Source organism: Sphingopyxis sp. YF1, assembly GCF_022701295.1.
In the GTDB taxonomy this organism is placed as follows: domain Bacteria; phylum Pseudomonadota; class Alphaproteobacteria; order Sphingomonadales; family Sphingomonadaceae; genus Sphingopyxis.
This window is the reverse complement of sequence record NZ_CP033204.1, coordinates 1,140,391-1,154,752: the sequence shown is the minus strand read 5'-3', so window position 1 is coordinate 1,154,752 and position 14,362 is coordinate 1,140,391. Positions and strand designations below refer to the sequence as shown.

Annotated in this window: 16 protein-coding genes and 2 tRNA genes; 8 read left to right on the top strand and 10 right to left on the bottom strand. The window is 68.5% G+C overall.

Annotated elements, in window-relative coordinates; all coding sequences use genetic code 11:
- Positions 1–16: 16 nt before the first annotated feature.
- The 5 genes from EAO27_RS05665 to EAO27_RS05645 all read right to left on the bottom strand — a co-directional run bounded on the left by EAO27_RS05665 (position 17) and on the right by EAO27_RS05645 (position 5,017).
- Positions 17–1,216 carry a class I SAM-dependent RNA methyltransferase gene (locus EAO27_RS05665; protein ID WP_242777988.1) on the bottom strand — a complete coding sequence of 400 codons (1,200 nt, stop codon included), beginning with the start codon at positions 1,214–1,216 and terminating at the stop codon, positions 17–19.
- Between the two features lies 1 nt (position 1,217).
- Complete coding sequence (locus tag EAO27_RS05660; RefSeq protein WP_242777985.1) at positions 1,218–2,579, bottom strand: NAD(P)H-hydrate epimerase; 1,362 nt, start codon at positions 2,577–2,579, stop codon at positions 1,218–1,220.
- A gap of 86 nt (positions 2,580–2,665) precedes the next feature.
- Positions 2,666–3,466: an SDR family oxidoreductase gene (locus EAO27_RS05655; RefSeq protein WP_242777983.1), complete on the bottom strand. Its 801-nt coding sequence runs from the start codon at positions 3,464–3,466 to the stop codon at positions 2,666–2,668.
- 1 nt (position 3,467) lies between these two features.
- Positions 3,468–4,088 carry a glutathione S-transferase gene (locus EAO27_RS05650; RefSeq protein ID WP_242777980.1) on the bottom strand — a complete coding sequence of 207 codons (621 nt, stop codon included), beginning with the start codon at positions 4,086–4,088 and terminating at the stop codon, positions 3,468–3,470.
- Positions 4,085–5,017, bottom strand: a complete 933-nt coding sequence (locus tag EAO27_RS05645) for a DMT family transporter (RefSeq protein WP_242777977.1) — start codon at positions 5,015–5,017, stop codon at positions 4,085–4,087. Before EAO27_RS05645 ends, EAO27_RS05650 begins: the two co-directional genes overlap by 4 nt.
- Positions 5,018–5,127: 110 nt before the next feature.
- Between EAO27_RS05645 and EAO27_RS05640 the strand changes: the two genes are divergently transcribed.
- The 3 genes from EAO27_RS05640 (at position 5,128) to ndhC (ending at position 6,129) form a co-directional block, all read left to right on the top strand.
- Positions 5,128–5,203 (top strand) — tRNA-Trp (locus EAO27_RS05640).
- Positions 5,204–5,295: 92 nt separating this feature from the next.
- Positions 5,296–5,616, top strand: a complete 321-nt coding sequence (gene sugE / locus EAO27_RS05635) for a quaternary ammonium compound efflux SMR transporter SugE (RefSeq protein WP_242777975.1) — start codon at positions 5,296–5,298, stop codon at positions 5,614–5,616.
- A gap of 90 nt (positions 5,617–5,706) precedes the next feature.
- Positions 5,707–6,129 (top strand): NADH-quinone oxidoreductase subunit A, encoded by a 423-nt coding sequence (gene ndhC, locus EAO27_RS05630; RefSeq protein WP_242777972.1) that lies wholly within the window; start codon positions 5,707–5,709, stop codon positions 6,127–6,129.
- Between the two features lie 25 nt (positions 6,130–6,154).
- On the opposite strand, the gene EAO27_RS05625 is transcribed toward ndhC, so the two are convergent.
- The 3 genes from EAO27_RS05625 to EAO27_RS05615 form a co-directional block, all read right to left on the bottom strand.
- Positions 6,155–6,508: a YbaN family protein gene (locus tag EAO27_RS05625; RefSeq protein WP_242777968.1), complete on the bottom strand. Its 354-nt coding sequence runs from the start codon at positions 6,506–6,508 to the stop codon at positions 6,155–6,157.
- 74 nt (positions 6,509–6,582) lie between these two features.
- Entirely contained in the window at positions 6,583–7,635 is a 1,053-nt protein-coding gene (locus EAO27_RS05620; protein ID WP_242777965.1) for a Glu/Leu/Phe/Val dehydrogenase dimerization domain-containing protein, read from the bottom strand.
- Positions 7,636–7,744: 109 nt separating this feature from the next.
- A tRNA-His gene (locus EAO27_RS05615) sits at positions 7,745–7,821 on the bottom strand.
- 104 nt (positions 7,822–7,925) lie between these two features.
- Here EAO27_RS05615 and EAO27_RS05610 point away from each other — a divergent pair.
- Positions 7,926–8,603 carry a 2OG-Fe(II) oxygenase gene (locus EAO27_RS05610; RefSeq protein ID WP_242777962.1) on the top strand — a complete coding sequence of 226 codons (678 nt, stop codon included), beginning with the start codon at positions 7,926–7,928 and terminating at the stop codon, positions 8,601–8,603.
- Positions 8,604–8,672: 69 nt separating this feature from the next.
- On the opposite strand, the gene EAO27_RS05605 is transcribed toward EAO27_RS05610, so the two are convergent.
- Positions 8,673–9,422 (bottom strand): SIMPL domain-containing protein, encoded by a 750-nt coding sequence (locus EAO27_RS05605; protein WP_242777959.1) that lies wholly within the window; start codon positions 9,420–9,422, stop codon positions 8,673–8,675.
- 133 nt (positions 9,423–9,555) lie between these two features.
- Here EAO27_RS05605 and EAO27_RS05600 point away from each other — a divergent pair, with 133 nt between their 5' ends.
- Complete coding sequence (locus EAO27_RS05600) at positions 9,556–11,334, top strand: ATP-binding cassette domain-containing protein (protein WP_242777956.1); 1,779 nt, start codon at positions 9,556–9,558, stop codon at positions 11,332–11,334.
- Positions 11,335–11,397: 63 nt separating this feature from the next.
- The gene (locus EAO27_RS05595) at positions 11,398–11,898 is read left to right on the top strand and encodes a DUF2569 family protein (protein ID WP_242777953.1); all 501 of its coding nucleotides are present in this window, start codon (positions 11,398–11,400) and stop codon (positions 11,896–11,898) included.
- Positions 11,899–11,900: 2 nt separating this feature from the next.
- On the opposite strand, the gene EAO27_RS05590 is transcribed toward EAO27_RS05595, so the two are convergent.
- Positions 11,901–12,308, bottom strand: coding sequence for a DUF6456 domain-containing protein (locus tag EAO27_RS05590; RefSeq protein ID WP_242780456.1), 408 nt, complete (start codon positions 12,306–12,308; stop codon positions 11,901–11,903).
- 172 nt (positions 12,309–12,480) lie between these two features.
- On the opposite strand from EAO27_RS05590, the gene EAO27_RS05585 reads away from it, so the two are divergent.
- A complete protein-coding gene (locus tag EAO27_RS05585) occupies positions 12,481–13,041 on the top strand; it encodes a helix-turn-helix transcriptional regulator (protein ID WP_242777950.1) in 561 nt (186 codons plus the stop codon).
- A gap of 106 nt (positions 13,042–13,147) precedes the next feature.
- A complete protein-coding gene (locus EAO27_RS05580; protein ID WP_242777947.1) occupies positions 13,148–14,314 on the top strand; it encodes a glycosyltransferase in 1,167 nt (388 codons plus the stop codon).
- Positions 14,315–14,362 lie beyond the last annotated feature (48 nt).

The following is a 14,362-nucleotide window of genomic DNA, read 5'->3' as shown; positions in this document are numbered from 1 at the left end:
AGGGGAGCGGCTTTTGCTAGCGCGAAAACCGCGCCGCCAGCTCGACATGCGTCGACCAGCGGAACTGGCCCACCGGCTGCACCCAGTCGAGCCGGTAGCCACCCGCCACCAGCATCTTCGCGTCGCGCGCAAAGCTTGCCGGGTTGCAGCTGACATAGGCGATCGCGGGCACGCTGGACGCGGCGATCTGCTTCACCTGCTCCTCGGCCCCCGCCCGCGGCGGATCGAGGATCACCGCGCCGAAGCGGTCCAGCTCGGCGGGCACCAGCGGCCGCCGGAACAGGTCGCGATGCTCGGTCGCGACCAGCGCGCGCGCGCGGTTCGCCGCCCCGGTCAGCGCCGCGATCGCGTCGCGCGCGCCCTCGGCGGCATAGATTTTGCGCCCCGCCTGCATCGACAGGGCAAAGGTACCGACGCCGGCGAAGAGATCGGCGACCGCGCCCGCTTCGCCGATAGCTTCGGCAACCGCCGCGATCAGCGCCGACTGGCCCACCGCGGTCGCCTGCAAAAAGGCAAAGGGCGGCACTTCGACCGCGATGTCACCGAACCGCACGGTCGGCGGATCGGGCTGCCACAGCGTCTCCAGCCCATCGCCCTGGTCGATCGCGAAACGCGCAAGCCGGTGCGCGCCCGCGAAATCCTGAAGCGCCATCGCGGCGTCGAGTCCCTCCGCCTTCACCCCCTCGAGGATCAGTTCGACGCCCTGGTCGAGCATCTGCAGCTTGACCTTCACCGGCCTGCGCTGCGGCGCGATCAGCCCCAAGAGCTCGCGCACCGGTGCGACGAGCGCGAACAGCTCGGGGAGCAGCAGCGGGCACATCCGCATGTCGACGATCTGGTTGCTCTGCGCGGCGTTGAAGCCGATCGCGACCTGTTTGCCCGACCGCAGCGCTGTCAACGCCGCACGGCGGCGGCTGTGCGGCGGCGACAGCAGCGCCGGGCGCACCTCGGCGCAGGCGAGCTGCTGTCCTTCGAGCGCCCCGACGACGCGGTCGCGCACGAAGTCGGCAAGCGCGGCTTCGGCGACATGCTGGAGCTGGCACCCGCCGCATTTGCCGAAATGGCGGCACGCGGGTTCGGCGCGGTTCGGCCCCGGGATCAGGATCCCGTCGTCGCGGACGCGGTCGCCTGGCACGCCTCCCGTCACATGGCGGCCATCGGCGGTCACCCCGTCGCCGCGCGCGGCGATCCGCTCGATCAGCGCAGTTTCAACCATTTCATTCCCTAACCAGATCGTCGGCGACAAGGCCGGGGCCTTTACGCACCGCGCGGGCAATATGCCAGCCCACCGCCGCGACCGCCGCGTCGAAGGGATCGCCGCCGCGCGCCAGCATCGCACCGCACGCCCCTGCCAGCACGTCGCCCGTCCCCGCGGTTGCCAGCCAGGGGCTGCCCGGCCAGGCCGCGACGACGCGCCCGTCGGGTGCCGCGATCACCGTATCGGCGCCCTTGTGGATCACCACCGCGCCCGTCGCCGCGGCGGCAGCGCACGCACGCTCGATCTTGCTGCCGCCAAGCCCGGGAAAGGCCTTGGCAAATTCACCCTCGTGCGGGGTCAGGATCGCGGGCGCCGCCCCGCGCTCCAGCACGCGCAGGCGCGGCAGCGCCGACAGGATCGCGGCGGCATCGAGCACCAGCGGTTTCGCTGCGTCGAGCGCAACCGCGACGTCGCCGTCGAGCGCATCGTCCGCGGGATAGCCGGGTCCGATCACCAGCGCGCCCAGCCGCGGATCGTCGAGCCGCGCATCATAGCGCCCGCGCCCCTCCGCGATGATCGCATCGAACGGCGCGTGCTCCGCTCCGCTCAGCACGACATAACCCGCTCCGCCGCGCAACGCGGCGGCGGCGGCCAGCCGCGCGGCGCCCGGCATCGGGCCCGAACGGACCAGCACCATCCCGCGGGTGAACTTGTGCGCTCCCGCGTCGGGCGTCACCGCGGCAGGCACCGGCAGCGTGCGCATCGCGCGTTCGGCCGCGATACCGATCGGCGCGAGCCGCACCGCACCGCACGACGCGGCCGCGGGCAGCAGCACATGCGCCGGCTTGAGCGCGCCGAGCGCGAGCGTCACGTCGGCGGGCAGCGGCGGCGCCCAGTCGTGCTGCGCGTCGGCATCGATCCCGCTCGGCACATCGACCGCGAGAACGCGCGCACCCGCAAAGCGCCGCAGCACCGCAGCAAGACCGGCATCGACCGGTCGCGACAGACCGACGCCGAACAGCGCGTCGACGACCAGCGGCGCCGGTGCGGTCGCTTCGCCCAGCGTTTCGACCGGCCCCGTCCACGCCGCGCGCGCCGCCTTAGCCAGATCGGTCGCCGGATCGGCAAGCGCCGCGACGCGCACGGCCGCCCCGCGCCCGGCGAGCAGGCGCGCTGCGACATAACCGTCGCCACCGTTATTCCCCGGCCCGCACAGGACCAGCACCGGCGCGCCCGCGCTCATCCGCCATACCAGATCGGCGACCGCCACCCCCGCGCGCTCCATCAGTTCGGCAAGCGACGTCCCCGCCCCTGCGCACGCCGCTTCGGCGGCGCGCATCGCAGCGGCGGTTAGGATCGGCGTGTCGGCGGGGATGGTCATGCACCTGTCCTAGCGCTTTCGGACGCGCGTTAGAACCACCCCGCTCGGGTCCGTACGCGCGCCCCATCGTCCGCGACGCGGCACCGTCAGAAAAATTGTGTCCCGCCATCCTGGTTGATGATCGCGCCGGTCATGTACCCCGCGCGCTTCGACAGCAGGAAGGCGAAGAGGTCGGCGAGTTCGTGCGGGCGACCGACGCGCCCCAGCGCGACCTTCATGCCCCATTGTTCGGTCATCCAGCGATCGAGCGCTTCGCCGGGGTCGCCGCCATAGGCCGCCACCGCCTGTTCGGTCGCCCCCGCCAGCGCCTCGGTCGCGACCGCCCCCGGCGCGACACAGTTCACGCGCACACCCCGGGGACCATAAGCCATCGCCAGATTCTTCGACAGCGCCGCGATCCCCGATTTCATCGCGACATAGGGATAGAGGTGCGCCGCCGCCGCGCGGGTCGAATAGGAAGCGGTGAGCACCACCGCCCCGCCACCGCAGTCGGCGATGACCGGCAGCGCGGCGCGGCACGCGCGCACGCTGGTCATCAGCACCGCCTCGAAGCTCGCCGCCCAGACGGCGTCGTCCTGTTCCTCGAAACCGCCGTGGCTGAGCACCGGGCCGGCGGTGACCGCGAGCCCGTAGAGCCCGCCGAAATGATCGGCTGCCGACCGGATGGCGGCTTCGACCTCACCGCCCTGCGTGCCGTCGGCGCCGCGCACGATCACCTCGCCGCCGAGTGCGCGGAGCGCCGCTGCCTTGGCTTCGCCGCGCGCCGTGTCGCGTGCAATCAGCGCGATCCGCGCACCCTCGCGCACGAGCTGCGCCGCCGTCGCATAGCCCATCCCCTGCGTGCCGCCGACGATGACGATCGCTTCGCCCGCCAGCCCGAGGTCCATGTCAGCCCGCCTTCTGCCGCGCGCGCGCGCGAACAAAAGCCTCGCGTGTGATACAGCGCACCAGCCAGGCCTTCGTCGCTTCGCCGAGCACATCGTCGGCCCCGAGCGTGGTCGCGAGGAAGGCGGCGTATCCGATCGCGATATCGGCGATGGTGAAGCGCCCCGCGACGAGCCAGTCGCGCCCGTCGGCGAGCGCCGCCTCGATGCTTTTCGCGCGCCCACCAAAGAAGGCCTTGTAGTCGTCGACCGCCTGCGCGAGCCGCCGCTCGGGCGCCTCGACGCGCGTGTAGCGCAGCATGATCGCGAGCGGAAAGGTCAGCGTCGCATCGCTGCGGTGGAGCCAGTTGCGACAGTCCCAATAATCGGGCTCGTCGCGGCGGACCTCGAGCGCCGTTCCTTCGGCGATGCGCTCGCAGATCGCCGCCGATTCGGTCATCAACCGGCCGTCCTCGACCCAGCCGGGCACCGTCATCAGCGGATTCACCGGGCGATAGTCGGGCGCAAAGGCGCGCGGCGGAAAGGGCAGGACGCGCAGATCGATCTCGAGCCCCGCTTCTTCGGCCGCCCACAAGCAGCGCAGCGAACGCGCGTCGGCGCAATGATAGAGGATCGGAAGGGTCATGCGGGAATATCCGTCTGTCGTTCGATGTGCAGCCGATGCTCGCGCCACGCGATGAACAGGCCGCTGGCGACGATCAGCGGGGCGCCGACCCACGTCGTCTCGGCGGGCAGCGTGCCGAAGAACCACCAGCCGCAGGCGATCGACCACAGCAGGCTCGAATAATCCATCGGGGTCACCACCGACACCGGCGCGAGGCGCAGCGCGCCGGTGAGCGACAGCTGCGCCACCGCGCCGAGCAGCCCCAGACCGACCAGCAGCCCCCATTCGCCTGCGCTGTGCGGCACCATCACGAAGGGAAGCGCCAGTCCGAGCGGCACCAGCGAGATGAGGCTGAACCAGAAGACGATCGTCAGCGCGCTTTCGGTGCGGCCGAGGTCGCGGACCTGGATCGTGATCAGCGCGGTCATCATCGCGCCGCCGAGCGCGATCAGCGTGCCGAGCCCGTGGTCGCCCGCAAAGCCGTTCATCAGCAGCGTCGTCGGATTGAGCACGACCAGCACCCCGACGAAGCCAACGATCACCGCGCCCCAGCGCTGCCACCCGACACGTTCGCCGAGCAGTGCGGCGGCAAGGAAGACACAGATGATCGGCACCGACAGGTTGATCGTCGTCGCCTCGGCCATCGGCAGGAAGATCATGCCGCCGAAATTGAGCGCCATGCCGGTGAGCCCCATCGCGGCGCGACGCGCATGGATGCCGATGCGGTGCGTCGCGAACATCCCGAGCCCGCCGTGCGTCAGCGCCCAGACCGCGAGCAACGGCAGCACCACCGCCTGCCGCCAGAACAGGCTCTCGACGATGTGGATTCCCGCCTCGGCGATATATTTGACCAGCACGAACATCAGCGACAGGCTGAGCATCGCAAGCAACCGGAGCGCGATTCCACCGAGATAATGCTGCGGGGGATCGGAGGCGGGAGCGACGGTCATCTGCAAAGGCGCATATCAGGGCGGCGATGCTTTGCAAGCGAAGGGTCCATCGTTTGTCGCCATTCCGCTTGCCCCGCCGCCACAGTCCCGCTAAGGGCGCACTCCGGCCTAGGGGTATAGCTCAGTTGGTAGAGCATCGGTCTCCAAAACCGAGGGTCGCGGGTTCGAGTCCTGCTGCCCCTGCCAGGTCGGAAACAGAGGCCACGTCCTCGCCCGCGCGTGCCGCGGGTCGAACATGTCCGGGACGGCCCGGCAGCTTTTGAAGGAGGCTGCCCCCAATGGCCTGGATATATCTCGCTATCGCCGGACTGCTCGAAATCGTCTGGGCGTTTTCCATGAAGCAATCGGAAGGTTTCACCCGGCTCGTGCCGTCGGTGATCACGCTGGTGACGATGGTCGCGAGCTTTGCCCTGCTGTCGTTGTCGATGAAATCGCTGCCGCTCGGCACCGCCTACACCATCTGGACGGGCATCGGCGCGGTCGGCGCCTTTCTGGTCGGCATCATGGTGCTGGGCGAGCAGGCGAGCGCGATGCGAATCGGCGCCGCGGTGCTGATCGTGTCGGGACTGGTGCTGATGAAACTGTCTTCGCCCGCCTGACATTTCCGATCATCGAGCGAGGCCACGTCCTCCCCTGCCTGCCGCAGGTTCAAGCCCGGGACGGCCCGGCTCCCACCCACAGGAGCCCGCATGTCCGTCAAACCCGCGTCCGCCGTCGCCACCGCCATCGAACCCGCGAGCTTCGCGCTCACCGACTATCTTCCCATCCTGATCTTTCTCGGGATCGCGCTGCTCCTGTCGGCGCTGTTCGTTTTCCTGCCGATGGCGGTGTCGCGCACGACGCGCACCCACGCGCCCGATCCCGAGAAGCTGAGCGAATATGAATGCGGCTTCCCCGCCTTCGAGGCACCGCGGCGCCCGTTCGACGTGCGTTTCTACCTCGTTGCCATCCTGTTCATCATCTTCGACCTCGAAGCGGCATTCCTGTTCCCTTGGGCGGTCACCGTCTTCGACCTCGGCTGGCAGGCGTGGGGGGCGATGATGGTCTTCCTCGGCATCCTGACCATCGGTTTCATCTACGAATGGAAAAAGGGCGCCCTCGACTGGGATTGAGCCCGTACGGGCTGCCGCGCCTGCCTCACCCCTCGGGCCGGGTCCATATCCATGTTCCGCCGATCGCCGCCGCGACGATCGGCGCCAGCATCCATGGCCAGGGGGCGACGATCAGCGCGAGGACGATGCTCGCGGCGAACGCCAGCGTCGCCGCGAGCTTGCCCTTGCGACTGATCGCGCCCTTGTCGCGCCAGGCGACGATATGCGGACCGAACGCCGGATGCGTCACCAGCCACGCCTCGAGCCGCGGCGACGAGCGCGCAAAACAGAAGGCGGCGAGGATCACGAAGGGAACCGTCGGCAGCAGCGGCAGCACCGCCCCGACCGCCCCCAGTGCGAGCGACAGCCAGCCGCCGATCAGATAGAGATGCCGCTTCATTGCAAGCGACTTAGCCGAATTTGCCGACCGCGCCACCCTCCCCGTCCCGCGGACCGCGAGGGCCCCGGGCGGGGCTACCCCCGTCCGATCAGCTTCTGCGCCATGCGGTCGGCGACGACCGATGCCGGCGTGCCGCTGGTCCTGCTCTCGGCCCAGATATCGGCGAGCCGGCCGGGGATGAGCGCGATACGGCTCTCGACCTCTTCGCGGCTGCCCTGCCCCAGATATTCGAGCGCGACATTGATGATGCCGCCCGCGTTGATCACATAGTCGGGGGCGTACACGATCCCGCGGTCGTGGATGCGCGCGCCATCGGCGGCGGTTGCGAGCTGGTTGTTCGCCGCTCCCGCGACGACCGCGACGCGCAGCTTGTCGATGCTCGCCTCGCTGAGCACCGCGCCCAGCGCATTGGGGCTCAGCACATCGGCTTCCATTTCCATGATGGCGGCCGAATCGGCCAGATCGGCCCCCAGTTCCTCGGCGAGCGCCTTGGCGCGCGCCAGATTGACGTCGGCGAGCGTCAGCTTCGCACCCTCGGCGGCGAGCTGGCGCGCGACATTGCCGCCGACGCTGCCGACGCCCTGGATCGCGACGCGCACGCCCGCGGCGCTGTCGGTGCCGAGCGCTTCGCGGATCGCGGCCTTGATGCCCAGATAGACACCCAGTGCCGTGAACGGCCCGGGATCGCCGCCCGCGGCGGCCCCGCTCGCCACCGGCAGCCCGCTGACATGCTTCGTCTGCCGGGCGATCTCGACCATGTCGGCGTCGGAAATGCCGACATCCTCGGCGGTGACATAGGCGCCACCGAGCGACTCGACCGCGCGCCCGAAGGCGGCGAGCAGTTCGGGGGTCTTTGTCCCCTGTTCGTCGGCGAGGATCACGCCCTTGCCGCCGCCCAGCGGCAGCCCCGCCATTGCATTCTTGTAGCTCATGCCGCGCGACAGACGCAGCGCATCGGTGATCGCCGCGGCGCGCTGCGGATAATGCCAGTATCGCACGCCGCCCGCGCCGGGGCCGAGATGGGTCGAATGGACCGCGATCACCGCGGTCAGCCCGCTGGCGCGGTCGCGGAACATGTGGATATGTTCATGATCGTCGAAATCGGCGAAATCCCATACGGCGGACATCGGCGCCTCCTCACGTTAAAAAATTACGTGCAGGAGTAATAATCGGTCTGCGGTTTTGAGTCACGCCGATTCGACGCCGGTCGGGCCATCGCTCGAATATCGGGAGAAATGGGGCGACCAACGGGGCTCGAACCCGCGACCTCCGGTACCACAAACCGGCGCTCTAACCAACTGAGCTATGGTCGCCACATGCCGTGCGGGAAGCCGCCTCGACAGCGCGCGGCGATAGGCGTGCAACACCCGGTTCGTCAAGCATTGTTCGTGTCACATATGCCCCCTAAACATCGACCATGACCGACAAGACCGTCGATATGGCCACTTCGGGCGCCGACCGCACCGCCGAAAGGCTCGCCGCCGTCCCGGGCATCCGCCGCGCGCCGACACAAAAGCTGGCGCAATTCATGCTGGCGCATTTCCTCGACGCCGAAAGCTGCGCCGCGCTGATCGACCGGATCGACCGCGACGCGCGCCCCTCGACGATCGCCGACCCCAATGGCGACGAGGCGTTCCGCACCAGTTCGACCTGCGACCTCGACCATCGCGACCCGCTTGTCGCCGCGCTCAACCGGCGGCTGCACGACCTGACCGGCATCCCGCTCGAATTTGGCGAACCGATGCAGGGCCAGCGCTACGGCGCGGGCGAGGAATTCAAGGCGCACACCGACTATTTCGACCCGCACGGTGCCGACTGGGAAACCTATTGCGCGGTGCCGGGCCAGCGCAGCTGGACGCTGATGATCTACCTCAACGAACCGCCCGCGGGCGGCGCAACGCGCTTTCTCGCGACGGGCAAGATGCACCAGCCCGAAACGGGCAAGCTGCTCGCGTGGAACAATGTCCTTGCCGACGGCCGCCCCAACCCCGACACGCTCCACCACGGGATGAAGGTGCGCAAAGGGCGCAAATACATCATCACCAAATGGTTCCGCGAACGGCCGTGGCCGTGGGCGGAGGGGGAACTGGGCTAAACGGACGCCCTCAAAACCGTTCGACACGCACGGAAATCGGGGGCGGTTGAGAGGCCGCCCCCGATCCGTTTACTTTACCAGCCGGTACTGGAAGCTCAGCGTCAGCGTGTTTGCGACCTGCCCGGGTTCGACCGGGGTCGCCTTGCCGGCCGCGTCCATCGCCTGCAGGCGCACCATCGGCATCGGCGGCTGCGGCCCGTTGAAGCCGCCCTCACCGATCGACGCCAGCTCGGCGCCGCGATAGCCCGCGAGCCGCGCATAGTCGGCCGCCTTCGCCTCGGCCGCCTTGATCGCCGCGCCGCGCGCGCCGACAAGCTGCGCGTCGGGGTCCTTCATGCCGAACCAGGGCCCGTCGATGTTGGTGCCGCCCGCCGCGACCAGCGCATCGAGCAGCGGCCCGATATCGTCGATCTTCGACGTCGTCGCGCGCACATTGTTGTTGACCTGATAGCCGATGAAGCGCGGCGGCTGGCCGTCGCCGCGATTGTTATAGTCGTACTGCGGCGACAGGCTGATGCCGCTCGTCTGGATATCCTCGGCCTTGATCCCGCGCGCCTTGGCGGCCGCGATCAGCTTGTCCATCGCCGCGGCGTTGAGCCGCATCGCCTCGACCGCGGTCGGAGCGGTCGTCTGTACCCCGGCGCCCACGGTCGCCTGGTCGGGGCGCGAGCGCACCTCTTCGTTCACCGAAAAGCTCAGTATCGGTCCCTGCACCGTCGCCGTCGTCACCGTCGCACCTCCCTGCTGCTGCGCGAGCGCGGGCGTTGCCGCCATCAGCGCGAGTCCACTGGCCATAGCGGCGAGCATCTGCTTCGTCATATTCTTCTCCTGTGGCCGGTTGTCCGGCCGTGATGAATTCCCGCCCCGTAACGCAGACGGAGCGGGCGCGTTCCGGCCTTTGCCCCGACGGCGCTTGCATCACGCTGAACACCTCAGTAGCGAGCCGTTCATCATGGCAGCACCGATCTTATCTTATGAGGGCCTCGGCCTCGTGCAGGGCAGCGGCTGGCTGTTCCAGGACCTCGACATCTATGTCGGCGCGCGCGACCGGCTCGCGCTGATCGGCCGCAACGGCGCGGGCAAGACGACCCTGCTCAAGCTGCTCGCCGGTCGCATCGACGCCGACAAGGGCAAGCGCACGATCGTTCCGGGCACGCATGTCGTGCTGCTCGAACAGGAACCCGACCTTTCGGCGTTCGACACGCTGATGGACTTCGCGATCGCCGGCGAGGACGCTCCCGCCGAACATGAGGTCGCGGCGATCGCCGACCAGCTCGGGATCGACATGAGCCGCACGGCATCGAGCGCGTCGGGGGGCGAGCGCCGCCGCGCCGCGATCGCCCGCGCGCTCGCGCAGAACCCCGACGTGCTGCTACTCGACGAGCCGACCAACCACCTCGACCTCGCCGCGATCGACTGGCTCGAATCGTGGCTCGCACGCTACACCGGCGCCTTCGTCGCGATCAGTCACGACCGCACCTTCCTCACGCGCCTGACGCGCCAGACCCTGTGGCTCGATCGCGGCAGCATCCGCCGCAAGGAAATCGGCTTCGGCGGCTTCGAGGAATGGACCGAGGCGGTCTATGCCGAGGAGGCGCGCGCCGCGCAGAAGCTCGATTCGAAGCTACGGCTCGAGGCGCACTGGCTGGAACGCGGGGTCACCGCGCGCCGCAAGCGCAACCAGGGCCGGCTCGAAAAGCTGAAGGAAATGCGCGCCGCACGCGCCGCGATGGTCGGCGGTCCCGGCGTGGCCAAGCTGGGGCTCGCCAACGACGATGTGCGTTCGAAATCGGTGATCGTCGCCGAAAATGTCACCAAATCCTTCGGCGACCGGACGATCATCAAGAATTTCGATTTCCGCGTCCAGCGCGGCGACCGCATCGGCATCGTCGGCGCCAATGGTGCGGGCAAATCGACCCTGCTCAAGCTGCTTACCGGCGAAATCGAGCCCGACGAGGGTAGCGTCGCGCTCGCCCCGACGCTCGACGGCATCATCATCGACCAGCAGCGCAGCCTGCTCTCTCCCGACAAACGGGTCCGCGACGTCCTCGCCGACGGCGGCGACTGGGTCGAGGTGCGCGGGGTGAAGAAGCACATCCAGGGCTATCTGAAAGAGTTTCTCTTCGATCCCGGCGTGGTCGAGGCGAGCGTCGGCGCGCTGTCGGGCGGCGAACGCTCGCGGCTGCTGCTCGCGCGCGAATTCGCCCGCGAATCGAACCTGCTCGTGCTCGACGAACCGACCAACGACCTCGACCTCGAAACGCTCGACCTGCTCCAGGAAGTGATCGCCGACTATGCCGGCACCGTGCTGCTCGTCAGCCACGACCGCGACTTCCTCGACCGCACCGTCACCGTGACGCTGGGCCTCGACGGGTCGGGCAAGGTCGACATCGTCGCCGGCGGCTATGCCGACTGGGAAGCGAAGCGGGTCAAGCCGAACGCGGCCAAGGTCAAATCGACCTCGACCGAAAGCGCCCCTCCGCCCGCGCAGGCGCGCAAGAAGCTGAGCTACAAGGACCAGCGCGACTACGACCTGCTGCCCGCGCGGATCGAGGCGATCGAAAAGGAAATGGCCGGGATCGAAAACGACCTGTCCGACGGCGCCCTCTTCACCCGCGATCACAAGCGTTTCACGACACTCACCGAAAAGCTCGACGCGCTGCGCGACGAAAAGGCCGCAGCGGAGGATCGCTGGCTGGAACTTGCGGAGGCCGTCGAGGCGCTGGGTTAATGTCCTTGCTCCCCGACGCGCCTTCTCGCACAAAGGCCGTTCAGGAATATGGGGGGCAATATTGTGACCGACTATTCGGATCAGCCGGAACTGAAGGGTGTCGGCGGATGGCTTCTGACCTTCATCGTCATCCTTTCGGTTATCTCCCCGATCCGTATCCTGCTCGAAACCGCCAAGATGCTCGAGCTCGATGCGCAGACGGAAGCCCAGCTCGGCTCAAGTTGGCAGATATACTCACTTTTCAGCTGGGTTCTGGCAGCCGCGACAATCGCGCTTGCGTGGTTCCTGGCCTATAGGCTCGCGCGCGTTCACACCCGGGCATCGGTTCGTCTTGTGGTCCGAGGATTGTGGGTACTCGCCTTCGGCCCTCTGCTCCTCGATCTGATCGTTGCGTGGACGCTATGGCCCGATGTGATGGCGACGGGGCTCGACGCGACCTATTTCGTGGGAATTTTTCAAGCGGCAGTCTTTGCAACAATCTGGTCGCTCTACCTTACCAAGTCCAAACGCGTCGAAAACACCTTCGTAGACGACGAAACCGAAGCGAGAAAAATCTTCGGTTGACCTCACCCCGTCCCGTAGAAGCGCGCCAGCCGGTCGAGCGCGAGCCCCAGCACCAGCTTGCCCGACCGCGCGGGCCAGCCCAGCCCCTTCTCGGCACAGCCAATGCCATCGCCCGCGCAGATCACGCGCCAGCAGATGTCGGCAAGCCCCGGCCCCGCCGCATCGAGCGCGGCGTGAAAGCGCCGGTGCGCGTCGATGCGTGCCAGCGACGCGTGCACCGCGCGCGCTCCGCCGCGACCGCGCGCCGGCGGCGCTGCGTCCCAGCGCATCGTGACCCGCGCAGCGAGCCCCGCGCGCTCATAATCGGCGCGCAGACGCTCGCCCGCGCGCAATTGCACCTCGTCCAGATGCCCCCGCGCCGCGAGCCAGGCGATCGGGCTTTCGGCGACATTGACCGTGACATGCCGCATCACCTGCGGCCCCGCCTTCGCCGGATCGAGCCGGTCATCGGGATGAACGCGCGTTTCGAGTCGGCGGCGGGGCATGCAATTCTCCTCGGACAAGCGAATCGGGCTTGACAGTGGATTATAATTTAGGAAAGAAGAAACCGATTTGGTTATCAAATATCCGTAAGGGGTCGCCATGATCAACAGCATCCGCGCCGTTCGCCGCGCCAAGGGACTGACGCTGGACGAGGTCGCCCAGCGTTGCGACCCGCCGACAACGGCGCAGACGATCGGCCGCCTCGAAACGGGCACCCGCACGCTGTCGCTCGGCTGGATGAACCGCATCGCCAAGGCGCTCGGGGTCGATGCCGCCGACCTCGTCCAGCTGCCGCAAGATACCCAGCTCACCATCACCGCGCTGCTCGGCGCCGACGGGGTCGAGGCGCCGACGCGCGTCGAACAGGCGCTCACCGCGCGCCCCGCCGAGGATATGGTCGCGGTGCGCGTCACCTCGTCGATCGGCGACTATCGCGCCGGCGACGAAATCTGGTGCCGCCGCCTCGACGGCGACTGGGGCAGCGTGCTCAACCGCGACCTGCTCGTCCCCCGGCCCGCGGGCCGCTTCGTCTTCGCGCGACTGCTCAACGTCGACGGCGAAAAACTCCACTTGCTGCCGTTCGGCGTCGGCCAGCGTCAGCAGGTCGTCAGCAATCCGCCATGGGCCGCGGTCGCGGTGCGGCTGATCCGCACGCTGTGATCAAAAGCCCCGTCATTGCGAGCGCAGCGAAGCAATCCAGGGTAGGCGTAAACCGCTCTGGATTGCTTCGCTGCGCTCGCAATGACGGTATGATGGGAAGGGCCGTATGACCGCCCTTCGCGTCCTCTCGATCGCCACGCTCTTCCCCGACACCGCGCGTCCCAATTTCGGGCTGTTCGTCGAAAAGAGCCTGCGCGCGCTTGCCGCTCAGCCCGGGATCGACCTTACCATCGTCGCGCCGGTCGGGCTGCCGCCCTTCCCGCTCTCGCTCCATCCCCGCTACCGCGCGCTGCGCGCGCTTCCGCTCAGGGAAGAGTGGAACGGCCTCACCGTTCTTCGTCCGCGCTTCACCCTGATCCCCAGGATCGGCGCGAAGCGAAACCCGATGGCGATCTGCCAAGCCGTGCTGCATGCCGTGGACGGTTCCACCTTCGACGTCGTCGACGCGCAATTCTTCTACCCCGACGGCCCCGCCGCAATGTATGTTGCGGAAACGCTCGCTCTGCCCTTTTCCGTCAAGGCGCGCGGCGCCGACATCAGCCATTTCGGCCATGCGCCAGCCACCGCGCCGCAACTGCTCGAAGCCGCCGGCGAGGCCGCGGGCCTGCTTGCGGTCTCCGAAGCGATGCGACGCGACATGGCGGCGATCGGCATCGACGCGCAGAAGATCGCGGTCCACTACACCGGCATCGACACCGCGCGCTTTCATCCCGGCGACCGCGCCGCCGCGCGCGCGGCGCTCGGCATGGACGATACCCCCGCCATCCTCACCGTCGGCGCCCTCATCCCGCGCAAGGGGCAGGCGCTGGTGATCGAGGCGCTCGCGGCGCTGCCCGGCGTCCATTACTGGCTCGCCGGCGCAGGCGAAGCCGAGCGCGACTATCGCGCCCTCGCCGCGCGGCTGGGGCTCGCAGATCGCGTCCACCTGCTCGGCCCGGTCGCCAATGCCGACCTGCCACAACTCTACCGCGCCGCCGACGCGGTCGTCATGCCCTCTGTCAGCGAAGGCCTCGCCAATGCCTGGGTCGAAGCGCTCGCATGCGGCACTCCGATCGTGATCAGCGACGCCGGTGGCGCCGCCGAGCTTGTCACCGCACCGGTCGCAGGCCGGATCGTCGCGCGCACCCCGGGTGCGATCGCCGATGCGGTGCACGCCATTCTGGCCGCCCCGCCTTTGTCGGGCGATGTCGCGGCAAGCCTTGGCGGTCGTTTTGACTGGGACCGCAACGGCCGCGAACTTGCGGAACATCTGCGCCGCTGCGCGCAAAAATAAGGGGGGCCGAAGCCCCCCTTGCGGTCTCCCGTTCGGACGCGCGCCCGG